The sequence below is a fragment of the Halomonas sp. HAL1 genome (assembly GCF_030544485.1).
Taxonomy (GTDB): Bacteria; Pseudomonadota; Gammaproteobacteria; order Pseudomonadales; family Halomonadaceae; genus Vreelandella; species Vreelandella arctica.
Genome location: NZ_CP130610.1, coordinates 3,735,652 through 3,758,667, shown reverse-complemented (window position 1 = coordinate 3,758,667; position 23,016 = coordinate 3,735,652). Strand labels below are relative to the sequence as shown.

At 56.4% G+C, this 23,016-nt stretch carries 22 protein-coding genes and 1 riboswitch; of the genes, 15 read left to right on the top strand and 7 right to left on the bottom strand.

The genetic code is table 11. The features are described from left to right. Positions 1 to 218: 218 nt before the first annotated feature. A complete protein-coding gene (locus Q3Y66_RS17515) occupies positions 219 to 725 on the top strand; it encodes an Lrp/AsnC family transcriptional regulator (RefSeq protein ID WP_008959255.1) in 507 nt (168 codons plus the stop codon). 7 nt (positions 726 to 732) lie between these two features. Here Q3Y66_RS17515 and Q3Y66_RS17510 read toward each other — a convergent pair whose 3' ends face one another. After that, positions 733 to 1,107: a YbaN family protein gene (locus tag Q3Y66_RS17510; RefSeq protein WP_008959256.1), complete on the bottom strand. Its 375-nt coding sequence runs from the start codon at positions 1,105 to 1,107 to the stop codon at positions 733 to 735. 198 nt (positions 1,108 to 1,305) lie between these two features. Between Q3Y66_RS17510 and Q3Y66_RS17505 the strand changes: the two genes are divergently transcribed. After that, the gene (locus tag Q3Y66_RS17505; RefSeq protein ID WP_008959257.1) at positions 1,306 to 3,441 is read left to right on the top strand and encodes a PhoX family phosphatase; all 2,136 of its coding nucleotides are present in this window, start codon (positions 1,306 to 1,308) and stop codon (positions 3,439 to 3,441) included. A gap of 145 nt (positions 3,442 to 3,586) precedes the next feature. Here Q3Y66_RS17505 and Q3Y66_RS17500 read toward each other — a convergent pair whose 3' ends face one another. Together Q3Y66_RS17500 and Q3Y66_RS17495 are read right to left on the bottom strand one after the other, a co-directional pair. After that, a complete protein-coding gene (locus Q3Y66_RS17500; protein WP_238528580.1) occupies positions 3,587 to 4,189 on the bottom strand; it encodes a ferritin-like domain-containing protein in 603 nt (200 codons plus the stop codon). Next, the gene (locus Q3Y66_RS17495) at positions 4,180 to 4,503 is read right to left on the bottom strand and encodes a hypothetical protein (RefSeq protein WP_008959259.1); all 324 of its coding nucleotides are present in this window, start codon (positions 4,501 to 4,503) and stop codon (positions 4,180 to 4,182) included. Before Q3Y66_RS17495 ends, Q3Y66_RS17500 begins: the two co-directional genes overlap by 10 nt. Before the next feature lie 182 nt (positions 4,504 to 4,685). On the opposite strand from Q3Y66_RS17495, the gene Q3Y66_RS17490 reads away from it, so the two are divergent. Further along, on the top strand, positions 4,686 to 5,579 hold the full coding sequence (locus Q3Y66_RS17490) for a LysR family transcriptional regulator (RefSeq protein WP_008959260.1): 894 nt from the start codon (positions 4,686 to 4,688) through the stop codon (positions 5,577 to 5,579). A 68-nt stretch (positions 5,580 to 5,647) separates the two neighbouring features. Here the strand turns inward: Q3Y66_RS17490 and Q3Y66_RS17485 are convergent, their stop codons facing one another. Next, positions 5,648 to 6,727 carry a LacI family DNA-binding transcriptional regulator gene (locus tag Q3Y66_RS17485; protein WP_008959261.1) on the bottom strand — a complete coding sequence of 360 codons (1,080 nt, stop codon included), beginning with the start codon at positions 6,725 to 6,727 and terminating at the stop codon, positions 5,648 to 5,650. A gap of 179 nt (positions 6,728 to 6,906) precedes the next feature. Here Q3Y66_RS17485 and ltnD point away from each other — a divergent pair, with 179 nt between their 5' ends. From ltnD to Q3Y66_RS17430, 11 genes are all read left to right on the top strand, one after another. Continuing rightward, complete coding sequence (ltnD, locus tag Q3Y66_RS17480; RefSeq protein ID WP_008959262.1) at positions 6,907 to 7,839, top strand: L-threonate dehydrogenase; 933 nt, start codon at positions 6,907 to 6,909, stop codon at positions 7,837 to 7,839. A 4-nt stretch (positions 7,840 to 7,843) separates the two neighbouring features. After that, positions 7,844 to 9,142 (top strand): 3-oxo-tetronate kinase, encoded by a 1,299-nt coding sequence (otnK, locus tag Q3Y66_RS17475; RefSeq protein ID WP_008959263.1) that lies wholly within the window; start codon positions 7,844 to 7,846, stop codon positions 9,140 to 9,142. After that, positions 9,139 to 9,798: a 3-oxo-tetronate 4-phosphate decarboxylase gene (gene otnC, locus Q3Y66_RS17470; RefSeq protein ID WP_008959264.1), complete on the top strand. Its 660-nt coding sequence runs from the start codon at positions 9,139 to 9,141 to the stop codon at positions 9,796 to 9,798. The genes otnK and otnC overlap by 4 nt, the downstream gene beginning before the upstream one ends. Positions 9,799 to 9,841: 43 nt before the next feature. After that, positions 9,842 to 10,639, top strand: coding sequence for a 2-oxo-tetronate isomerase (gene otnI, locus Q3Y66_RS17465; protein ID WP_008959265.1), 798 nt, complete (start codon positions 9,842 to 9,844; stop codon positions 10,637 to 10,639). Between the two features lie 66 nt (positions 10,640 to 10,705). Beyond that, the gene (gene denD, locus Q3Y66_RS17460; RefSeq protein WP_008959266.1) at positions 10,706 to 11,668 is read left to right on the top strand and encodes a D-erythronate dehydrogenase; all 963 of its coding nucleotides are present in this window, start codon (positions 10,706 to 10,708) and stop codon (positions 11,666 to 11,668) included. A 104-nt stretch (positions 11,669 to 11,772) separates the two neighbouring features. After that, on the top strand, positions 11,773 to 12,786 hold the full coding sequence (locus Q3Y66_RS17455) for a TRAP transporter substrate-binding protein (RefSeq protein ID WP_008959267.1): 1,014 nt from the start codon (positions 11,773 to 11,775) through the stop codon (positions 12,784 to 12,786). A 65-nt stretch (positions 12,787 to 12,851) separates the two neighbouring features. Further along, positions 12,852 to 13,415 carry a TRAP transporter small permease gene (locus Q3Y66_RS17450; protein ID WP_008959268.1) on the top strand — a complete coding sequence of 188 codons (564 nt, stop codon included), beginning with the start codon at positions 12,852 to 12,854 and terminating at the stop codon, positions 13,413 to 13,415. Next, positions 13,412 to 14,689 (top strand): TRAP transporter large permease, encoded by a 1,278-nt coding sequence (locus Q3Y66_RS17445; protein ID WP_008959269.1) that lies wholly within the window; start codon positions 13,412 to 13,414, stop codon positions 14,687 to 14,689. Before Q3Y66_RS17450 ends, Q3Y66_RS17445 begins: the two co-directional genes overlap by 4 nt. A gap of 51 nt (positions 14,690 to 14,740) precedes the next feature. Further along, positions 14,741 to 16,201 carry an aldehyde dehydrogenase family protein gene (locus Q3Y66_RS17440; protein WP_008959270.1) on the top strand — a complete coding sequence of 487 codons (1,461 nt, stop codon included), beginning with the start codon at positions 14,741 to 14,743 and terminating at the stop codon, positions 16,199 to 16,201. 30 nt (positions 16,202 to 16,231) lie between these two features. Next, positions 16,232 to 17,107: an NAD(P)-dependent oxidoreductase gene (locus Q3Y66_RS17435; protein ID WP_008959271.1), complete on the top strand. Its 876-nt coding sequence runs from the start codon at positions 16,232 to 16,234 to the stop codon at positions 17,105 to 17,107. A 290-nt stretch (positions 17,108 to 17,397) separates the two neighbouring features. Beyond that, positions 17,398 to 18,336 (top strand): sensor domain-containing diguanylate cyclase, encoded by a 939-nt coding sequence (locus Q3Y66_RS17430; protein WP_008959272.1) that lies wholly within the window; start codon positions 17,398 to 17,400, stop codon positions 18,334 to 18,336. Here Q3Y66_RS17430 and Q3Y66_RS17425 read toward each other — a convergent pair. Beyond that, the gene (locus Q3Y66_RS17425; RefSeq protein ID WP_008959273.1) at positions 18,333 to 19,094 is read right to left on the bottom strand and encodes an SDR family NAD(P)-dependent oxidoreductase; all 762 of its coding nucleotides are present in this window, start codon (positions 19,092 to 19,094) and stop codon (positions 18,333 to 18,335) included. The two genes, Q3Y66_RS17430 and Q3Y66_RS17425, sit on opposite strands and share 4 nt — an antisense overlap. A gap of 210 nt (positions 19,095 to 19,304) precedes the next feature. Between Q3Y66_RS17425 and Q3Y66_RS17420 the strand changes: the two genes are divergently transcribed. Continuing rightward, positions 19,305 to 19,652 carry an aminotransferase class III-fold pyridoxal phosphate-dependent enzyme gene (locus Q3Y66_RS17420; protein WP_008959274.1) on the top strand — a complete coding sequence of 116 codons (348 nt, stop codon included), beginning with the start codon at positions 19,305 to 19,307 and terminating at the stop codon, positions 19,650 to 19,652. Between the two features lie 41 nt (positions 19,653 to 19,693). Here the strand turns inward: Q3Y66_RS17420 and Q3Y66_RS17415 are convergent, their stop codons facing one another. Continuing rightward, positions 19,694 to 20,959 carry a D-amino acid dehydrogenase gene (locus Q3Y66_RS17415; protein WP_008959275.1) on the bottom strand — a complete coding sequence of 422 codons (1,266 nt, stop codon included), beginning with the start codon at positions 20,957 to 20,959 and terminating at the stop codon, positions 19,694 to 19,696. 161 nt (positions 20,960 to 21,120) lie between these two features. Then, positions 21,121 to 21,223: riboswitch (glycine riboswitch) on the bottom strand. A 118-nt stretch (positions 21,224 to 21,341) separates the two neighbouring features. Next, positions 21,342 to 23,012 carry an isovaleryl-CoA dehydrogenase gene (locus Q3Y66_RS17410; RefSeq protein WP_008959276.1) on the bottom strand — a complete coding sequence of 557 codons (1,671 nt, stop codon included), beginning with the start codon at positions 23,010 to 23,012 and terminating at the stop codon, positions 21,342 to 21,344. Between the last annotated feature and the right edge of the window lie 4 nt (positions 23,013 to 23,016).

The following is a 23,016-nucleotide window of genomic DNA, read 5'->3' as shown; positions in this document are numbered from 1 at the left end:
CTACTTCTAAGCGAGAAAGAGCGGCATAAAAACTGCCTAGCGAGGGTAGATGTGAAACCTTGGCGTGCTCGCAAATTTTTATATTTAGCATCGTTTTATAGTAAGCGGTGACGTTATTATTTGTGTTGCAAATTATCTGTTTTATAGGCAATAAAAAGTGATATAAATAAATAAAATCGGTTTTAAATTTTGATAAACAGACAATAAGGACACTATTAGTGTGTGCAAAGCGATCACTTTCGCGCTCAGATGCCGACCAGCCAGCGGGTGAACTGGATCGTATCGACAAGCGTATCCTCAAGCTGCTTCAGAACGACGCCACGCTTTCCAATGTGGCCTTGGCCGAGCGCGTTAACCTAAGCCCTGCGGCCTGCCTGCGCCGAGTGGAAAGGCTTAAGCGGGATGGGGTGATCAGTCGGATCGTGGCGCATCTGGACCCGGAACAGCTCCAATCAGGCATGGTGGTATTGATTGGCGTGGTGTTGGATCGCTCGACGCCTGAATCCTTCGCCGCCTTTGAAGAGGCAGCCCAGAAGGTTTCCGGCTGTATGGAGTGCCACGTGGTGACCGGTGAGTTTGACTACTTTATGTTGGTGCGCACGCGGGATAGTCAGAGTTTCAACAGGCTGCACGCCGAACAGTTGCTCTACTTGCCCGGCGTGCGCCAGATCCGCTCATTTATGGGGCTGCGTGAAGTGGTCTCGACCCATAAGGTGCCGATTTAGTGATGTGTTAAGGCGAAGAAGAGGGCTCAGGACGGGTAGCTAACCACAGAGCGATCATTATAAGGAAAGCGACCACACCCCAGCGCAGCCAGCCCTGGTCGAGCGACCAGACCACGATCAATGCACTCAACGCGATCATGCTGACGGCTGCGAGCTTGGCACGCCGGGGAATGGCGCGCTCTTGCTCCCAGGTGATCAGCAATGGCCCGACATAGTGGCGGGAGCGGATCCAGACTTCAAAGCGCGGTGAGCCTTTGGAGGCACAGTAAACAGCGATCAGCATAAAAATAGTGGTGGGCATTAGCGGTAAAAAAATACCCACCAGCCCCAGGCTGAAACTAATAGCCGCCAACGCCACCCATATGATGCTGATCAGTCTCATCCTTGCTCCCGATTGGCTCGCTGTTACTCAGTGCATTGCATTCTGTGTTAATAAGTATGGTCTTATATCACGGCTTCGCCATGCAGGTAGTTAGTCTTCATATAAATGCAGATACTCCGTCATCGTCCTGTCATTTAGCTTGTTTAGTGTCTCCTAACGTTCAATCGTTGGCATACAAACGATCAGGGGGAGACCACCATGAGTAAAGAGATCGAAGATCATCGCCTGTTTAACCGCAGTAGCAATCAGCCTTTTGCTGAGGTATTAGCGCGGCACGTATCCCGACGTGATGTGATGCGCGGCGGCTTGGGAGTCGCTGCTGCCTCGATGCTCAGTTTTGGTGGCGCTGCCCAGGCGTTGGCTTCCAGTGGCGCGCAGAAAACGCCTCTGACGCTTGCTTTTGAAGCGGTGCACGGTTCGCTCACCGACGCGATCGTGGTGCCGGAAGGCTATGTGGCCCAGGTGTTGGTGCCTTGGGGCACGCCATTGAACACAGGCGATGCGTGGCAGGCCGACCAAACCATGACACCTGAGCGGCAGGCGGAAAGTGTCGGCATGCACCATGATGGCATGGCCGGTTTTGCCTTGGACGCCGACAACGCCTCGCGTCGTTTCGTGCTGGCGCTCAATAACGAATATATCGACCAAGCCGCACTATGGGCACCTCAGGGCGGCCCCACCAATGCCGAAGAGGGCCAGCGGCCAGCAGATGAGTCGCGCACCGAGATCAACGCTCACGGTGTCACGCTTGTCGAAGTCGAAAAAGACGCCAACGGCCAATGGTCGCATGTGCCGGGCTCGTCATATAACCGCCGCTTCACCAGCGCCACGGTGATGGAACTTTCCGGGCCCGTGGCTGGCAGTGACTACGTCAAGACACAGTTCTCTCCGACAGGCATGCAAACCCGCGGCACGAACAATAATTGCGGTAATGGGGTAACCCCCTGGGGAACCTATATTGCCTGTGAAGAGAACTGGCCCGATATCTTCGTCAATCGTGGCGAGCGCTTTCAGGGCGACGCCCGCATCGGCATCCCCACGGACAAAAGCCGCTATGGTTGGGACACATCCGCAGGCGATGCCTCCGAGGAGAATGGTGAGTTCGCCCGCTTTGATATCACCCCACGTAGCGAGCGGGCGGAGGATGATTATCGCAATGAGGCACGCACCTTCGGCTATCAGGTGGAGATTGATCCCTATAGCGGAGTGCGGGCCGTCAAGCGGACAGCGCTTGGGCGTTTCCGCCATGAAGGATGCTGGTTAGGCAAGCTGGAAGCCGGTCAGCCGGTGGTCTACTACTCGGGGCACGATGCCCGCAACGAGTATGTGTATAAATACGTCTCCGACGTTGCTTGGGACCCGGCCGACGCCAATCGCCCCGGCGAAGCGTATGACCGTCTTGTCATTGGCAGCAAATACCTGGACAACGGCACGCTGTTCGTGGCCCGTTTTCATGCTGATGGCAGCGGTGAATGGCTGCCGCTAACACCGGATGCTCAAACGCGTGATGGCCGCACATTGGCCGCGGCGTTGGGGCTTGCCAGCGATGATCAAGCGGGCATTATCATCAATACCTGTGATGCAGCGGATTTGCTGGGCGCCACGCCGATGGACCGTCCTGAGTGGGCCTCTGTTGATCCTGCCTCAGGCGATGTCTATCTCACGCTAACCAATAATAGCCAGCGCACCGCTGAGGACTCCTCCCCGACGTACACCAACGACGGCGAGCGTCTTGAACAGAATGGCGTCGGTTACGATCTGGCACCGACCAACGCGGCTAATCCACGCGCCAATAATGAGGCGGGACACATCATCCGCTGGCGTGAAAGTCGTCTGCCGAACGCCTTTGCCTGGGAAGTGTTTGTGTTTGGTGCGGCTATCGATGATACGGATAACCACTCGGGCCTGACGGAAATGAACCAGTTTGCCAGTCCCGATGGACTATGGTTCGACGAGCGTGGCGACGGTCAGGGCATTCTCTGGATCCAGACCGATAACGGCTATGAAGGTATCACCGAGTACACCAACGACCAGTTGCTTGCGGTCGTGCCTAATGGTCTCGATGATATTCAAGGCACCGGCCCCGTCATTAACAGTAGCAACCAGCAGCAGCTCAAACGCTTTGCGGTGGGGCCGAACTGCTGCGAAGTGACCGGCATCTTTGCCACACCTGATAAGACCGCGTTGTTTATCAACATTCAGCATCCGGGCAATTGGCCAGCCGACGCAAGCGCCTTGGTGCAAGACGCTACGGTTGCCGCCAGTGGTCAAGTGCGCCCCCGCGCAGCGACCGTGGTGATTCAGAAGCGTGACGGCGGCCCGGTGGGAGTGTAAAAGCTATTAAGTTGCTAATGCATAACGTAGTGATAGCACTAGCGCTTAGCTAATAGTGCCAATTGCTAAAACGAGCGGGAAAGGGTGGGCTTGATTAATTAAGCCCACCCTATAAAAACACTTTATAAAAGCATTTTATAAAAAGTTAACCAGCTTTCTTGTTAACGTTCTCTTTCGCTAACGTATTCAACTTATCATCCGCGGATTTTTCTTCCTTCAGCGTTTCGGCCAGGATGTTTTTAGCTTCGGTATAACCTAACTGCTCTGCAAGAGAACACAGCGTGCCATAGGTGGCGATTTCATAGTGTTCTACCTTTTGTGCAGCACCAATCAGGCCCGCATCACGTACAGCGCCTTTTTCGGTCGCTTCAATCAGTTCCTGCGCTTCCTCTATTAAGCTCTCCATGGCGTAACACTTCAGCCGTTTGATACGGATATCAGGCACGCTATCAGCGACTTGCTCTAGTCTTTCTACCTGTCCTTGGGTTTCATCAAGGTGATGTTTAAAAGCATCGACCAGCTTGGGGTCATCCGCGGCACGTGCCATTTTGGGCAGCGCGCGGGTCATTTGCTTTTCTGCGCTATTTGTCTCAGAAAGTAGCCGAACGAAAAGCTCGTTAGCGTTTTTAATAATCATGATTTGCTCCATGCTGATAAAAAGATAAACCGTCGCAAATCCATGCGACGGTTTAAAGCTAGCAAGGAATGTATGGGCGATAAATATATATAAGTTAAGTTTTAACGCCAATGAGTGCTCTGCTCTTCTAACGCTTGAATGGCATCGACGCTCAGTGGCAGCTGATTGGCCCAGAGAATAGCTTCCCGACGATGGCCAATATCCCGCAATACTTGGTCGTCGTAGGCCAGCAGGGGCAAGACGTGGCGACGAAAAAGCTGCCGACGCCGGTAGCGCCACCAACGCATTTCAAGCCTGTGAATCAAGGTCAGCGATGGCATCGCTGGCATATAAAACTCCAGCCGGGGCGGTTTAGGCGGTGGCGTCAGTTGGCTGGCTTGCTGCCAAGCATACTGAGCATGTTGGGTAGGGTTGTTGTGATTCATTACACACCTCCATCGTACACCTGCTCTAAGCCACAGCGCCTGCACGCCTGCTGAAGTGGGTGTCATTTATCGTTAATAAGAAGGAGGGTCGCGACCTCTGATAATTAGCTTGGTGCACAGCCTTGGATCAATCAAACGAAAAGAACTACACTGTGCTTTAAGTTTTTCTGAAAGGTGGCGTGATGAATCAGCTAACGAATGTGGTGAGCAGCCGGACTGCCTTGCCGCTACTGGATAGTGAAGTGCTGCGCAGCTTTGTAACGATTGCGGAAAGTGGCAGCTTCACTCGCGCTGCCCAGCAGCTGTTTCGGACCCCTTCCGCACTGAGCATGCAGATCAAACGCCTGGAAGAGATACTGGGACAGACGCTATTTGTACGCGAAGCGCGCCACGTGCGCCTGACGGCAGAGGGGGAAGTGCTGCTTGGCTATGGCCGACGGCTGCTGAAACTCAATGCAGAGGCGGTGACGCAGTTCCTGGCGCCCACACTGGAAGGGCGTGTAGGGCTTGGCATTACCGATGACGTTGTTGGGCGTGTACTGCCCACCGTACTGGCCCAGTTTGCGCGCTCACATCCGGCCGTGCAGGTCGATGTCGTTGTTGGTCGCAGCATAGAGCTGCTTGCTAGATTGGATGAGGCGGAACTTGACTTGGCCCTGGTGATGGCGGGGGAACCTGGGCAGGCGACTCGTGGCGAGATCGTGCATAGCGAACCGCTGGTATGGGCGGGCCGGGAGGATGGTGTTGCCGTACAACGTTCGCCGCTACCGGTGACACTGGCTCAACAGGGGTGTGCATGGCGTAGAATTGCACTCCAAGCACTGGATAGCGCCGGGATGAATTACCGAATTGCCTACTCCTGCGACCACTGTGCCGGGCAGGAAGCCGCTATGTTGGCAGATTTGGCCGTGACGGCTTTCCCCAAAAGCTTGGTCCGGCCGCCGCTGAAACGTCTGCACAACGAATCGCTGCCCCCGCTAGGCGATTACCAAGTAGCGCTGGTAAAGCGTGCAGGCAGTGGCGATGCTAGCGAGGTATTGGCCGAACGGGTGGTGGAGGCCTTTCGGGAGGGGTGAGTTCATATTTTAATTACATCGATATATGAACATCTGTCTGGCTCCAGCGCTGTCTATCGTGCTTGAGCCTAAGTACTGCCGCCGATTTGAAGCGTAAAGCCCACATCGTGCTGGCGGCGATAGACGTTTTTGCCGCCTAGTCGCCGTATAAGCTCCTTGGCGGCGAGGCGGCCCATCTCTTCTCTAGGTGAGAGAATGGTCGTGAGCTGAGGCGTCACGTGCTGTCCAAGTGGCAGGCCGTTAAACCCGGCAATGGCGATATCCCCAGGCACGTTTAGACCCTGACGTTGAGCAGCCAGCAGGGCGCCTGCTGCTAGGTCGTCGTTGGCAAAGTGAATGGCCTGGGTATGGGGATATTGCGCGAGCACTCGGGCCAGTCCTTCCGCGCCCGCTTGCAGGCTGCCCAGGGTATCTAGTTCCAGTAGTGGGGCGTCGATCCCTTTCTCCTTTAGCACCGCTTTATGTCCATCAAAACGCATGCTGGCGCGGTAGTCCTGAGCCAAGCGTGCGCCCACATAAACTATATGGCGGTAGCCTTTGTCGATCAGATGGGTAGCCATACAGCGGCCGGCGGCCACGTGATCCAGCCCGACGTTAAGATCCATGCCCTGCCCCAGTTCCATGACTTCCATGATGGGGTGATCCCAGTTCGCCAGCAACGTATGGCACGCCGAATTATGGCGCAGCCCTGCCGTGATCAGCGCCGAACAGGACCAGCCTAAAAACGTGCGCACCAACTGATACTCACGGTCTAGATCGTAGTCGGTGTTACCCAGCAGTATCTGATAACCCTCGGCTTCCAGCGTTTCCTGCAGCCCCTTGATGACCTCCACAAACACGCTATTGATCAGTGACGGCACGATCACCGCAATAAGCCGTGAACGGGAAGAGGCCAGACTACCGGCAACCAAGTTGGGTACGTACCCCAAGTTCTCCACGGCCTGAAGAACGCTTCGCCTTGCGCTATCGCTAACTTTATCGGGATAGTTCAGTGCCCGCGATGCTGTGATCGGCGATACCCCAGCCGCTTGTGCCACTTGGCTGAGCGTGACTTGGTCTGAGCTTCGTCGCTGCCTAGCGTTGTTAGGCAGGGCAGGCGTTGTCACATTTTTGGCGCGCGAGTCAGCGTTAGGTGAGTTTTTAGACATTGGTCGCAGAGCCCTAATGTTCAGCTTGTCGTTACGCAGAGAATAATCTAAAACAAATGGTAGCGCTATCATGACAGCGCTACCATTTGCCTTTCAGCAACGGGCTAGGATTAGGAGAACAGCGCCGCGACGATAGCAACAAAAACAACAACACTTTCAACAAAGCGAGGTGTCGGCAGGTGAGTCAACACGATCAACAATCACTTCAAGTAGGCGTTATTGGCCTGGGTGCCATGGGCATGGGCACTGCTACGGTATTGCTCCAACACGGGTTTAACGTCACGGGCTGCGATATTTCTGCAGACGCTCGCGATGCCTTCGTGGCGGCAGGGGGCAGAAGTGTTGCAACACCTGCCGAGCTTGTTCACTGCCATATTGTGTTGGTGGTTGTTGTTAACGGCCTTCAGGTTGAGCAGGTGTTGTTCGGAGAGCAAGGCGTGGCCAGCCAATTGGCACCGGGAAGCCTGATTATGCAGTGTGCCACGGTGGCGCCCAGTCAAGCCAAACAGCTAGGTGAGCGCTTGTCGACGAAGGGTTTAATGATGCTGGATGCGCCGATTAGCGGCGGCGCGGCGAAAGCCAAAAGCGGTGAGCTATCGGTCATGGCCTCCGGCGCACCAGAAGCCTTCACGTATGCGCAGGGAGTGCTTGATGCCATGGCCGCCAAGGTCTATCGCCTTGGCGATGCCCCCGGGGTGGGCTCCAGTATGAAGCTGGTCAACCAGTTGCTGGCTGGCGTGCATATTGCCACCGCTGCCGAAGCCATGGCGCTGGGAATTCGTATGGGGCTCGACCCCGAGGTCATTTATGACGTCATTACCCACTCGGCGGGTAATTCCTGGATGTTCGAGAACCGCGTGCCGCATATCCTGAGTGGTGACTACACGCCGCTTTCCGCGGTGGATATCTTCGTCAAGGATCTCAATATCGTGCATCAAACCGGCCGCGAGCTGGCGTTGGCAACGCCGGTGGCGTCCAGCGCTCTGCAGCAGTTTACCGCTGCCAGCGGTGCAGGCTTTGGCCGTGAAGATGATTCAGCGGTGATCAAGGTTTATCAGCGGCTCTCCGGCATCGCCTTGCCGGAAGCCGCCAACGATGCCCAGGGAGCCTGATAAAATGGGTATGGGATCGAACATCGTATTAGGCGCTATTGCCGACGACTTCACCGGGGCCACCGACCTTGCTAATAACTTGGTGCGCGGCGGCATGCGCTGCCTGCAGGTGATTGGTGTGCCTTCGGAGGAGATTGATCTACAAGAGATCGATGCGGTGGTGGTGGCACTAAAATCCCGCTCCTGCCCGGTGGATGAGGCGGTGAATGATTCGCTCGCTGCGTTAGATTGGCTGCAAAAGCAGGGTGCCCGCCAGCTGTTCTTCAAGTACTGCTCCACCTTTGACTCCACCGACCAGGGCAATATCGGCCCAGTGGCGGATGCGTTGCTGGAAGCTCTGGGTACGCACCAAACAGTGATGGTGCCCGCCTTCCCGATTAACGGCCGTACGGTCTATCAGGGCCATCTGTTTGTGGGTGATCGCTTGCTCAACGACAGCGGCATGCAGCACCACCCATTGAACCCTATGCAGGATGCGGACTTAGTGCGCGTGCTTGCCCGCCAAACGCCGCACCCGGTGGGGTTGGCCAACCGCGCAGTGCTTGCCCAAGGATCAACGTCAACCCGTGCTCATTTATCTGCGCTGGAAGCACAAGGCGTTCGCCATGTGATCTGTGATTCCCTGGATGAGCAGGATCTGGACGTACTGGCCGAGGCGACAGTGTTAATGCCCTTGGTCACCGGCGGTTCTGGCCTGGGGCAGGCATTGCCTGCCCAGTACCGTGCCCAGGGCTGGTTAGCCACCATCACGGAGCCGGGGCGTTTATCGCCTGCCTCCGGTGGGGCGTTGGTGCTGTCCGGCAGCTGTTCCCGCGCCACACTGGCCCAGGTGGCGGATTTTCTGGCCAAGTATCCTGATGGTGGCTTTGCCCTGAATCCTTTATCGCTCGCGGAAGGTGAACAACAGCAGACGCAAGCGCTGGCGTTTGCTCGGCAGCGACTATCTGAACAGGCGCCGGTACTGATTTATGCCTCGGCCGATCCTGACGGGGTGAGTGCCGCCCAGCAAGCCTTAGGGGTAGAACGTGCGGGCGCGCTGGTGGAAGAAGCGCTAAGCCAATTAGCGGTGACGCTGGTGAACGAAGGCGTAGGCCGGTTACTGGTGGCGGGGGGCGAAACCTCCGGTGCGGTGGTCTCGGCGCTGGGCATTACCACTCTGCGCATCGGCGAGCAGATCGACCCCGGCGTGCCCTGGACCCAAGCCCCGCTAGCTGGTCGCGATGCGCCGCTGTCGTTGGCGCTGAAGTCCGGCAACTTCGGCGGCGTCGATTTCTTTACCCGGGCGTTTGAGGTGCTGGCATGAGCATCCACTTGCATCGCCATCCTCAGAACAGCTTGCGGGAGCAGATCAGCACCCTGGGCAAATCGCTGTTTGATCGTGGCCTGACCATGGGCTCCAGCGGCAATATCAGCGTACGATTAGACGATGGCGGCTGGCTGATGACGCCGACCAATGCCTGCTTGGGGCGACTAGACCCGGCGCGCATCTCCCATCTGGATAACAACGGTCAACTGCTCAGTGGCGATAAGCCCACCAAAGAGCAGTTCTTGCATATGGCCATGTACGAAGAGCGCCCGCAGTCCGGCGCTATCGTCCATCTTCATTCCACCCACTCGGTTGCCGTCTCCTGCTTGCCGGAAGTCGATCCCTGCGACTGCATTCCGCCGCTGACCGCCTATTACGTGATGCGGGTGGGCAAGCTACCGCTGGTGCCGTATCACATCCCTGGCGATCCAGCACTGGGCGATGCAGTACGGGGCTTAGCGGGTCAACACAGCGCGGTACTGCTGGCCAACCACGGCCCGGTGGTAGCGGGGAAAAACCTTGAGGCGGCGGTGTACGCCACCGAAGAACTGGAAGAGACCGCCAAGCTCTATCTTCTGTTGCGAGGCGAGAACCCTCGGGGGCTAACGCCGGAGCAGGTGGCTGAGCTGGAAGCACGCTTTCCACGGGATTAGCGGCGCATTTAACAATGACGTACTTAACAACAAGAGCACCACGATGATTCGATTAGCCGCCAACCTCAGCATGCTGTTTAACGAGCACGCCTTTATCGATCGCTTTGCGGCCGCTGCGGACGCGGGCTTTAAAGGTGTCGAGTATCTATTTCCCTATGCGTTTTCCCCGGAAGAGTTGCGCCATGCGCTGCAGGAAACGCAATTGGAACAGGTGCTGTTCAACCTGCCGCCGGGAGATTGGGATGACGGGGAACGGGGGCTGGCGAGCCTGCCTGGCCGAGAAGGGGAATTTCGTGACTCGGTGATAGAGGCACTGCGTTATGCCGAGGCGCTCAACTGTCCCCGCGTGCATGCCATGGCTGGCCTGTTACCTGAAGGTGCCGATGCCGCGACGAAAGCTGAGCATCAGGTGACCTATATTCGCAATTTGCGTTTTGCGGCGGGTGAGGCGGCGAAAGTCGGCCGAGAGGTACTCATCGAACCCATTAATACCCGCGATATGCCGGGGTTTTTCCTGTCTCGCCAAGCGCAAGCCATGGCAGTGCTGGAAGAAGTGGGGGCGGAAAATCTCAAGTTACAGTTTGATCTCTACCACTGCCAGATCATGGATGGCGATTTGATTCGCCACCTTGAACGCCAGTTCAGCGCCATCGGCCATATCCAAGTCGCAGGTGTGCCAGAGCGCCACGAGCCGAATGTTGGAGAAGTGCACTATCCCGCTATTTTTGAGCGATTAAGTGCGCTGGGCTACCCCGGTTGGGTCGGCTGTGAGTATCGCCCCAAAGCAGAAACCCGTGCGGGGCTAGGGTGGGGCGAAGCTTGGGGGCTAACCACTCACTGATATTCGCCAGGCCAAATAACAAACGAGAAAAACGCAAACAATAACAACAGTGCATAGGAGAAAACGATGCATATAGCCATTACCGGTGCGGCAGGCTTTCTAGGCCAACGGTTAGTGCAACAGCTGCTGACTAGAGGTGAGCTTCGCCAGCAGCCGATTACTCGGCTAACGCTAATTGATCAGATAGAAGCACCTTTGCCTGATTCGGGAAACGTCACTGTGACATCAAGGGCGCTGGATATTACCGAGTCCGGCGCACTGGATAGCGTACTGGAACAACGCCCTGACGTTATTTATCACCTCGCGGCGGTAGTGAGCTCTGCCGCAGAAGCCGATTTGGAACTCGGTATGCGGGTTAATTTCGATGCCACGCGGGCGCTGTTGGAAGGCTGCCGGAAGCAGTCACTGACCGATACTCGCTTGATTATGGCCAGCTCCGTGGCGGCATACGGCGGTAAGCTGCCGGAAGTGTTGGATGATATGACGGCACTCCATCCGCAAAATTCCTACGGCGCCCAAAAAGCCATGTGTGAGCTGCTCATCAACGATTACAGCCGCCGTGGGCTTATCGACGGCCTAGTGCTGCGCCTGCCGACCATTGTGATTCGTCCTGGCCGACCGAACGCCGCGGCCTCCAGCTTTGCTTCCAGCATTCTGCGTGAGCCGCTCAATGGCGAAGAGGCGGTTTGCCCGGTGCCCGTTGAGCTTCCGATGTTTGTGATGTCGCCAGGCAAGGTGGTGGATGCGCTGATTCATGGTGCTGAGGTGCCGAGTGAAGTGCTGGCGCCTTTTAGAGCCTTTATGCTGCCGGGCATCACCGTCACGGTGGCCCAAATGCTTAAAGCGCTGGGTGACGTCGCGGGAGAAAAAGCGCTTTCACTGGTACGCCATGAACCCGACCCACGCATTGAAGCCATTGTGGCAAGCTGGCCCGCCCGGTTTGAAACCACGAAAGCCAAGCAGCTTGGCTTTGTAGGCGATGACAACTTCAAGCAGATCATTAATGCGTTCGTAACTGAATCGAAGTGAGTTTCTGCCCTGCCGTCAGCGGTAGGAAACTGCCTGGGCGACACCCGTAGGCGGGTAAGTTGCCCCAACGACCACCCTCAAAACAATATAAAGAGGGCACGACAATGACGAAGCAACACATGACACCAACGCTCAAGCGCCATGTTCTGGTGGCCGCGATTAGCGGTATCGCCACAGCAGGTATCGCACTTCAAGCCCACGCGGCGACGGAAGTGAACCTGGGCCATACACTCTCCTCGACCTCGCACTACTCGGTAGGTGCTGATGCGTTTAAAGAGACGCTGGAGCGATTATCCGATGGCGAGTTCACGGTCACCGAGCACACCTCTGGGTCGCTGGGCGGCGAGCGGGAGATGATCGAAGGCCTGCAGATCGGTACGGTCGATGTGGTCATTACTTCCACTGGCCCGCTGGGTAACTTTGTACCGGAAAGCTACGTGCTCGACCTGCCGTTCCTGTTTGAGAACTACGATCAGGCCCGCTGCGTGTTGGATAGTGAACTGGGCGATGAGCTGTTGGAAAAAATGGGCGAGCACGACTTGGTGGGTTTGGCGTGGTCTGAAAATGGTTTTCGCCACCTAACCAATAGCCAACGCGAGATCGCCACGCCCGCAGATGCCGAGGGGCTGCGCGTACGCACCATGGAAAACGCCGTGCACCAGGAGGCGTTCCGCCAAATGGGCGCCCGCCCAACACCGATGGCATTCCCTGAGCTGTTCACCGCGCTTCAGCAGGGCACCGTCGATGGTCAGGAAAACCCGATTACCGTCATCGTCGCCACCAACTTTTGGGAAGTGCAGGATTACCTCTCGCTAACAGGCCACGTTTACTCACCGGCCATCGTGCTGGGGTCGCCCATTCTGCTGGACGGCTTGAGTGATGAGGAGCGTGGCTGGTTTATGGAAGCCGCTGCGGCGTCTGCCGAAGCGACCCGCGAAGAGGTGTCGCGCTTAGAGCGTGAAGGGGTGGCACTGCTGGAAGAGAATGGCATGACGGTAAAAACCGATATCGATATCGCCCCCTTCCAGGAAGCGGTACAGCCCGCCTACGAGATATTTACCTCGGAATACGGCACAGAAATGCTTGAGCGCGTTCAGGAAGCAGCCAGCGGTTGTTAAGTAACCCTGGCTTCCCCACCTCGGCCTCCGGCATACCGGAGGCCGCTTTGGCATGGTGAATTCTTATGCTAGCGGTCTTTCTTCGTTTTGAGCACCAGTTAACCCGGCTCGCGATGCTGCTTGCAGTGGCGATGCTGGCGATCTCGGTGACACTCAGTTTTTATCAAGTGCTCACCCGGTTTGTCTTCAATGCGCCCTCGACCTGGACGGAAGTGGCCTCCCGTGCGGCGATGATCTGGTGCGTCTTCCTGGCGGCGGCTGCCACGTTCCGGGGTGGCTATATGATGGCAGTGGAGGTGGTTTATAAGGTAGTGCCCGCGCGCTTTCTGACACTACTGGAAGTCGCCATCGTGGTGTGCTGTCTGCTGGTGCTTGGTGTGCTGATCCATTACGGCATCCAAATGACGATGCGGGTGAGCAATCAAACCATGTCGGGAATGAACATCTCGATGGCGTGGGCGTATGCGGCGATTCCGACGGGCTCCTGCTTTGCCATTGTCGCCGTGGTGGCGAGACTGCTCGCACAGCTCACTGGCCGGGAAAAGGTAGGCCCTGAAAATAGCGAGATCGTGCCGGAGGCTGAAACAATCCAGGATGCGCCGCGGCCTGAGCGGGAGGTGCAGCCATGAATATGGTTATTGGCCTGTCGCTGATCATTCTATTTACCTTCGGGGTGCCGATTGCCGTTTCTATTATTCTGGCATCCATTATCGGTATTGAATTTTTTACCCGCTTGCCGCTGCTATTAGTACCGCAGCAGATGTTTATCGGCATCGATAAATTCCCGCTTATGGCGATCCCGTTTTTTATTCTTGCCGGTAACTTGATGGCGGCGGGAGGGATATCTCAACGGTTAGTCGACTTGGCCAAATCCATCGTTGGGCGCGTGCAGGGCGGGCTAGCGATGTCCTGCGTACTGACCTGCATGATGTTTGCAGCGGTGTCCGGTTCCAGCGTGGCAACTACCTTTGCCATTGGTGCCATTCTGATTCCGGCCATGGTCAAGCATGGCTATCCCAGGCCGCTGGCCGCCTCCATACAGGCTTCCTCTGCAGAGCTTGGGGTGCTGATCCCGCCCTCGATCCCATTGATCCTTTACGGCGTGAGTACCGATACCTCAATCGGGCAGCTGTTTCTAGCGGGCATCGGCCCCGGCATACTGATTGGCAGCGCGCTGATCCTCTTTCTTTACCTGTTCTGCAAGGTGCGGGGTTACGGAAAGGACGACTATAAAGACAGCACCGGTTTTATGATCTCGGTGAAGCGTGCCTGGGTCGCGATGTTGATGCCGGTGGTCGTAATTGGCGGTATCTACGGTGGGGTATTTACCCCGACGGAAGCCTCCGCCGTGGCTGTGTTTTTTGCGCTGATCGTGGGTGGTTTCTACTACCGTGAACTGAAGGCCGATGACCTCTGGCCAATTATGCGCCAGAGCGTTGTCTCTACCGCTGCGGTCATGCTGATTATTGCCGCCGCCTCGCTCTTCAGCTTTCTGCTCAGCCGAACGGGGCTGCCTGCGCAAATCGCTACCCTAGTGACCAACACCATCAACGACCCGCTGATGTTTCTGCTGGTGGTCAATGCCTTGCTATTGGTTGTCGGCATGTTTATCGAAACCTCCGCCGCTATTTTGGTACTGGCACCGATCTTGACGCCAATCGCTATTCAGTTTGGTATTCACCCGGTTCATTTCGGCCTGGTCATGGTGGTGAATCTGGCCCTTGGCATGATCACCCCGCCGTTGGGCGTGAACCTGTTTGCTGCCTGTGCGGTCGCCAAAATATCGATTGATCAAATGCTGCCATGGCTGGTGCGCTTTGTGCTGGTGGTACTGGCCTGCCTGATGGCGATTACCTATATGCCTTGGATTTCCATGGGGTTGGTGGATATCTTCTATGGTTAGTCACTCGTTATTTAAATTGAGCAAAAACAACGACAATAAAAGGAGTATTTAATGTCGCATTCAATGACCCTGCCGCCACAGCAGGCGCTGATTGGTGGAGAGTGGGTAACAACCGCCGCTACGCTTCAGGTAGAAGCCCCCGCCACGGGTGAGCCTTTAGCGCGTATTGCGCGTAGCCAAGTGGAAGAGGTTGATGCCGCCGTTCAGGCAGCGCGTCAAGCCTTCTCCGGCCAGTTGGGCGAGTGGTCTCGCTGGGCGGCCCGGCAACGCAGCGAGTGGCTGCTGCGCTTTGCCGATGTGATCGAGGCGCACCACGAACAGTTAGCCCAGCTGGAGTGCGCCGATACCGGTAAGCCGATGACGCAAGCCAAAGGGGATATAGCCGCCTGTGCTCGCTACTTCCGCTTTTATGGCGGCGCGGCGGATAAGCTTCACGGTGAAACCATCCCCTTTGAAACCGACTTTGCGGTCATGACACTGCGCGAGCCCTACGGCGTATGTGCCCAGATTATTCCTTGGAACTACCCCTCTCAGATATTCGGACGCTGCGTGGCTGCCGCGCTGGCAGCAGACAATTGCGTGGTGCTTAAGCCCGCCGAAGATGCCTGTTTGAGCGTGCTGCGCTTGGCAGAACTGGCGGTGAGCCATGGCCTCCCCGCCGGTGCACTCAACGTTGTGCCAGGGCTTGGATATGAAGCGGGCGCAGCGCTTGCCGCGCATCCCCAGATTGATCACCTCTCTTTTACAGGCTCACCTGAGACCGGTACCCATGTCGCCCAAGCGGCTGCCCAGCACCATGTGCCGGTCACGTTGGAGCTAGGTGGGAAGTCACCTCAACTCGTGTTTGCCGATGCGGATCTTGATGCAGCGCTTCCGGCAGTGGTGCGCGGCATTGTTCAGAACGCCGGGCAGACCTGTTCAGCGGGTAGCCGCCTGCTGGTGCAGCGTGAAATCGCCGATAGCGTGATAGCAAATCTTTGTGAGCGCTTTGCTGCTTTGCGCTGTGATGCAGGTGAAGCCGATGCCGACTGTGGCCCGCTGATCAATGCGCGCCAAAAAGCCAAACTGGAAGAACGTTTGTCGGCGGCCAAAGCCGATGGCATTCGCGTTGCGGCCATAGGAGAGCTAGCGTCGAGCGCGCCGGGTGGAGGTCACTTTGTACTGCCTCAACTGCTGACCGATATTCCGGACGGGCATGAAGTACTGCGCGAAGAGCTGTTTGGGCCGGTACTGGTGGTGCAGGTGTTCGAGGATGAAGCCGAAGCGCTTGCACTCGCTAATGCCACCGATTTTGGCCTGTGTGCCGGTATCTGGACGCGTGACGGCGGACGTCAGCTACGCATGGCGAAAGGTATTCGTAGTGGTCAGGTGTTCATCAATAACTACGGCGCTGCCGGCGGCGTAGAGCTACCCTTTGGTGGCGTTGGACGTTCAGGACATGGCCGGGAAAAGGGCTTTGAAGGGCTGAGAAGCTATACACGGATCAAGACCGTCGCTATCAAGCACGGCTAGCACGCCATCTACTTAAAAGGAGCTATCACAATGACAACATCTCGCCAGGTAGGCATCGTCGGCGTGGGCCTGATGGGCCATGGGATCGCCAGCAGCCTGCTACGTGCAGGCCATCAGGTGTGTTTTCTTGAACACCCGGGTAATCAGCCAGTGGATGACCTAGTGGCCGCTGGCGCCACCGCGCTGAGTTCTGGTCGGGAAGTGGCCCAGAGCACAGAGGTGGTGATTCTGTGCGTTACCGGCTCACCTCAAGTAGAAGCCGTGCTGTTTGAACCCAACGGTGTATTAGAAGGCCTAACCCCTGGCAGTGTTGTTGTGGATTGCTCCACTGCTCTACCTAGTTCGACAGAAAAAGTCGCTGCCCGAGTCACGGAGGCGGGCGGGCGCTTTATGGATGCGGCCATGACGCGCACGCCGAAAGAGGCGGAGGAAGGACGGCTTAACTTGATTGTTGGCGCCCCGAAGGCGTTGTTTGATGAAATATTGCCGCTATTGGAGGGCTTTGCTGAAAATATTGCCCATGCGGGTGACGTCGGTGCAGGCCACACCCTTAAGTTACTGCATAACTTTGTCTCGTTAGGTTTTTCTGCGGTGCTAGCCGAAGCCACGGCTGCTTCTCGTAAAGCGGGAATAAGTGATACCGCCTTACTAGAGGTGCTTGGGGCCGGCGGTGGGGGCGGGGTGGTGCTTGAGCGGTTACGCCCTTACATTGCTGAAAATGACCCTTCGGGTTTCAGATTTACGGTTGCCAATGCCAGCAAGGACCTCGGTTACTATCACACCATGACCAATGAGCTGGGAGTAGAGCGTGGAGTTGCCGGAGCCGTTCATGCGCTTTATACATCAATCGGCGATAGTTCGCTGGCGGTGCCTGAAGTGATCGGCGTATTGGAGCAGCGGAGCTAGTTTGGCGGTGAATGCCTGCTTCGACGCAACCATTGCTGAAAAGCATGTTCTGAACAAAAGACCCTATCGGTATTTGTTTTTTGGGGAGACATAGCCTACGTTATGTTAATGAATTGTAATGAATAATATCATTAGAGTAACTTTGGTGTTAAATATGGCGTGAAATCTCGCGGTGGCAGAGGTGAGTACCCGCATAGATATGGCAATGGTGCTGATGCCTAACAATATGGCAGCTATGATGTTTTTAGCCATATGACCGCACGACTATTTCACAGGGATGAGTAAATAGAATGTACCAGCACTATTCGCGTCCAGGGTTGGACGCAGATGGCGATCGGCCAGGCCACGCGGTGGCGATTCTGAGCGTGCAGACCGGCTCGCCAGGAATCCACATCGTCGATGTCAATACTGACTACCAGCGTTTATGGGGCGGCAGCCGCGAAGCGTGGTTGGGTGCTCCCCCCGTGGTTGTGCAGCAGGAAGCCGCTAACCGCCATATTTTCGCACAGCTGCTTGAAGCACTACACCCGCTAAAAGACAGTGCTCACGGTGCTTTTGAAGGCATCAGTGGTCGCGAAGTATCCCGCCATCATGATGGCAAACGCCGTCATGTTGAGTGGCGAATTACGGCGATGGGGACATGCCATAATGGGCAGTTCACGCTGGTATTAACCCAGCGCGATGTTACTGAGCAGATGGAAAAAGAGGCTCAGCTTGAGCGGTTAGCAACGACCGATATGCTGACTGGATTGGTTAATCGATCGCAGTTCGATATGGTGCTTAAAAACGAGTTCAACCGACAGCACCGCTACTCTCGTCCCTTATCTTTAATCATGCTTGATCTTGATTACTTTAAAGATATCAACGATAGCTATGGGCACGGTGTCGGTGACCAAGTACTAATGGAGCTTGCCGATCTGCTGAAGCGTAATTTGCGTAAAGCAGACTGCTGCGCGCGCTGGGGCGGTGAGGAGTTTATGCTTTTAGCGCCTGAAACCTCGCTTGAACAGGCTGTACGGCTTGCCGACAAAATCCGAGGCGCGATCAAACATACCGCTTTTCCGCTTCAAAGCAGCGTCACGGCAAGCTTTGGGGTGGTAGAGGTTCATTCGCAAGAGTCGGTTAAAAGCGTCATGAAGCGAGTCGATAACGCCCTTTATCTCGCTAAAAATAAAGGGCGTGACCGGGTATCAACAGGCGGCTTGTTGTCTTCAGCGAAGCAGGCTTAAGCCGGGTCGCGGTCAATGGCAAATGCTGACCACGCTTGCCGCACCGGCATGATTTCCAACCGATTAATATTGATATGGGCGGGCAGTGTCGCTAGATAGAAAAGCTGCTCGGCAATATCTTCCGCTTGAAGAGGCGTTGTTCCTTTATAAAGCGCGTCTGACGCGGCCTGATTGCCCTTGGTTCTTACCAGCGTAAACTCGGTTTCTGCCATGCCGGGGGCAAGATCGGTCACGCGGACACCTGTTCCTAGCAGGTCGCAGCGCAGGTTATAACTAAACTGCTGAACAAACGCTTTTGACGCCCCATACACATGCCCGCCCGGATACGGCCACTGGCCTGCGACTGAGCCTAAATTAAGAATGCTCGCACCTTCGCTGTTTTTGAGCAGTAGCGGCAATGCCGCGTGGGTGACGTTGACCAACCCGGTGATGTTGGTATCGATCATGGTGTGCCAATCCTGCAGCGCGACTTTTTGCGCTGGCTCCGGCGCTAGCGCTAACCCTGCATTGTTGATCAGGCACGTCAGCGGCAGAAAGCTTTCCGGCAGGTTGCTAATAGTGTCAGTCACTGCGTCGCTGTCGCGGACATCCAGTGCCAGTGTAAGTACTGGAACCTGCTGGCTTAGCTCTTTTTCCAGTGCATCTAAGCGTTCCTGGCGGCGACCGGTGAGGATCAACGACCAGCCTGCTTTGGCGAAGCGCTGTGCTGCCGCTTTACCAAACCCTGAAGTAGCTCCTGTGATAAGTACGCTAGGCATTATAATATCTCCATGTTTATAAACACATTTAAAACAACAGTGTTCACTGTAAGCAACGCTGACTCAAGCCTCTAGAGCCAGTTGGCAATAGCCGGTGTGACATCGCATCTGTCCCCTGGGTACGTGATGATTGGCCCTACAGCTTAATGGGTCGAACTCACTAGGCTGGCAAGCACGCTATTTCCTTATGGATTAAACAGGGTGCTTGTTATGAATGCCAATCTTGCCGCTTCTTACCCAACCCAACAGGATGCGGATAACCGCTATGTACACAGCCTGGACCGTCAGTATGTGTTCCACTCCTGGGCACAGCAAGGCAGTTTAGATCCCATGGTTATCGCGGGCGCTCAAGGATGCCGGGTATGGGATTATGCAGGACAGTCGTATTTGGATTTTAGTAGTCAATTAGTGAATACCAATATCGGTCACCAACACACAAAAGTGGTGAGCGCGATTCAAGCCCAGGCTGCCAGTCTGTGTACCATTGCCCCCGCCCATGCCAACCTTGCCCGCGGTGAGGCAGCCAAGCGCATTATTGCCAAAGCGCCTGCCGTTTAATGAATAAGGAGGGAATGTCCCTCCTGGTTTGTGTCAGCACGTCACACTGAGTGTGATGCTCTCGTTGGCGTCGTTGCTTCTTCCTCTGCCTCCACCGCATCCGCCAGCATATCGGCGGTAATCGCAGAGAGTGTCCAGCCCAGGTGGCCGTGGCCGGTGTTGTAGAACACCGTGGGTAATTTGCCGGGGCCGACCTTGGGCAGCATGTTGGGAAGCATTGGGCGCAGGCCTGCCCAAGGCACCACGCGTCGAGTGCTGACGCCGGGGAAGCACTCTTCCACCCAGCGGATCAGCGGGCGGATACGGTTGTCGCGGATATCGCGATTGAAACCGTTGAACTCGGCGGTACCGGCAATACGAAAGCGGTCATCGCCCAGGCGGCTGGTCACCAGTTTGGTTTCATCATCGAGTAGGCTTACGGTGGGGGCGGCCTGCTGGGAGGCGGCATCGTCAAGCTGCACGGTAATGGAGTAGCCTTTGACTGGGTAGATATTGACCCGGTCTCCCAGCTTGGCAGCCAGGGTACGGCTGCCCACCCCGGCGCAGACCACCACGCTATCGAATGTTTCACGCACCGGTTCACCGTCAGCCTCGCCTTCAATGGTGGCGGTGACCCATGCGTGCTGTTCGTCCGCGCCGAGATCCTGCACGCTGTGGCCATATTTAAGCGTTACACCACGGCGCTCGGCGGCTTGAGCTAGGCCGTGGGTAAACTTATGAATATCACCCGTGGCATCGCTTTCGGTGAAGAAGCCACCATAGTAGTTGCCCGCCAGCGTCGGCTCGATAGTGCGCATCTCGTCAGGGGTTACCGCGCGACGCTCCAGGCCGCCTTTGCTGAGCAGCCTGGAGACCTTAGCGGCGTGGTCGTAGCCCGCTTTATCGCGGTAAATATGCAGAATACCTTTCTGCTTTAAATCAAAATCGATTTGCTCTTCCTGCGCCCACTGAAACAGATGCTCGCGTGCCGCAATCGCCAGTCGCGCGGTCTCGGTAGTGTTCTCAGAGTAGTGGGGAATCGAGGCGATAAATTCGCCAAACCAGCTGAGCTTGTGCCAGCTCGGGCGAGGGTTGACCAGCAGCGGGGCATCGTTTTTGAGCATCCAGCGCATGCCCTTGATCACGGTGGGCCAGTGGTTCCACACTTCGGCATTCGAAGCCGAGAGCTGACCGCCGTTGGCGAACGAGGTCTCCATGGCGGCGTAACGATGCTTTTCAAAGACGGTGACATGATAGCCACGTTTGGCCAGGGCGTAAGCGCTGGTAATGCCGGTGATGCCTCCACCGATAACGGCAATGCGTTGCATGTGTCTCTCCAGATTGTATGAGCGTCGGGAATACCACCTAACGGCGTAGCTGTTGGCGTACCCCTTCCGTCATGGAACCTGAGAGATTCACGCATCCGTTGGGTGCGCTTGCTCCTTCGGTGGGCTGAGTGACGCAGTCATCAGCCGCTCTTCGGAAAGTGATGGTGATAGCGGTCCGGTTGCCTGAGAGTTTCCGGGGCTGTTGCTCCTTCGGCGCTGGCGTCATCGTCGTTCTAATGCACCAAGCTCTCCCGCTATTACTTTGCTGCTTTTGTTCTAATGCAAATAATTTTCATGCAAATAGTTTTAACAAGATCAGTTTTAACGTGACTAGTTTTAGCATGGAAGTCGACGAAGGTCGTGAACGCTTATTCCACGGGGATCATTCCAAGGGCTGGGCACGTTCGATGATTGCCGCGCAATCCAGTCCAGTAGGTAAGGTACCGGTATTGAGGCTGCTGCGGTCAGCAAGCCGCCCAGCACAGAACGCATCGGCCACATAAGCGGGGGCGTGCTGTACCAGCAGCGCGCCCTGTAACGCCAGGGCCATGCCGTCGGCCAACTGGCGGGCGCGGTATTGGAGCGCTTGGGTATCCTGCATCTGTCGCTGTAATTGGTGGATAAAGTGGTCAAGATGCCCATTGGCGCCCTGTGAAAGACCGAGTTCGGCGAAGTAGGCGTCGAGCACTTCAGGCTGCTTTTCAATCGCGCGCAGGATATCCAGACACTGAACATTTCCACTGCCTTCCCAGATGGCGTTGATGGGTGACTCGCGAAACAGGCGTGCCATTATGTGGGTCTCCATGACGCCGCTACCGCCAATCACCTCCATTGCCTCGTAAGCGTGGTGGGGCGTGCGCTTGCAGATCCAGTACTTACCCACAGGGGTGGCGATTCGCGACAGTAGGCGCTCATGCTCGCTGTCCTGATGATCCATGGCTCGGGCCATGCGCAGCATCAGGGTGGTGGCGGCTTCGCTCTCGATAGCTAGGTCGGCGAGCAAATTTTGCATCAGCGGCTGCTCGCTTAGGCGCGCCCCAAAGGCATATCGATGAGAGGCGTGGTGAATCGCCTGGGCGGTGGCTTGACGCATTCCTGCAGCTGAGCCAATCATGCAGTCGTAGCGTGTCATCGCGACCATCTCAATGATCGTACGCACGCCACGGCCTTCGTCGCCCACCATCCAGGCAAAGGCACCGCGCAGTTCCGTCTCGCTGGAAGCGTTCGCCACGTTGCCCATTTTGCGCTTCAACTGCTGAATATGAAGCGGGTTCTTGCTGCCGTCGGGCCGCCAGCGCGGCAGCAGAAAGCAGCTCAAGCCGCCGGGTGCCTGGGCGAGTACCAGGAAGGCGTCGCACATCGGTGCCGAGACAAACCACTTATGCCCCACCAGCTCGTAGGCTTCACCTGGCCCAGCTTGGCCAATCGGATAGGCGCGAGTGGTGTTTTGACGTACATCGGAGCCGCCCTGCTTTTCGGTCATTGCCATGCCGATGGTGACGCCCTGTTTCTCAAAATAAGGCACGTTGCGCGGGTCGTAATGGGGCGCGGTGATTTTGTCTCCCCAGCTCTCAAGCAAGCTGGGTTGGTGGCGCAAAGCTGGCAGAGCAGCAAACGTCATGGTGATGGGGCAACCATGGCCCGCTTCTACCTGGGCCTGTAAAAAGTAGTTGGCGGCCCGATTAACATGCGCACCGGGCTGAGGGTTTCGCCAGGGGCTGGCATGCAAGCCGTGCTCTACCGCCGTTTGCATCAGCTGATGGTAGGCAGGGTGGAACTCGATCAGATCAACTCGATGCCCTTGCCGGTCATGGGTGACCAACTGAGGTGCGTAACGATTGGCGTCAAAGCCCAGGGCAATGGCCTCGGTGGACCCCGCCCACTGCCCAAACGACTTGAGAGCGCTATTGTTAGTACCACCTTCGCGTTTAACGCCCTCTTGAAGTGCTCGGTCAGCGGTGTAGCTGTTGTAGTTTTCCAGGGGTGGTGGCTGGTTTACCACCTGATGGGTATTGGCCTGAAGTTTGTCGGCAAGTGGATAGTGGTGCGTCATGGTG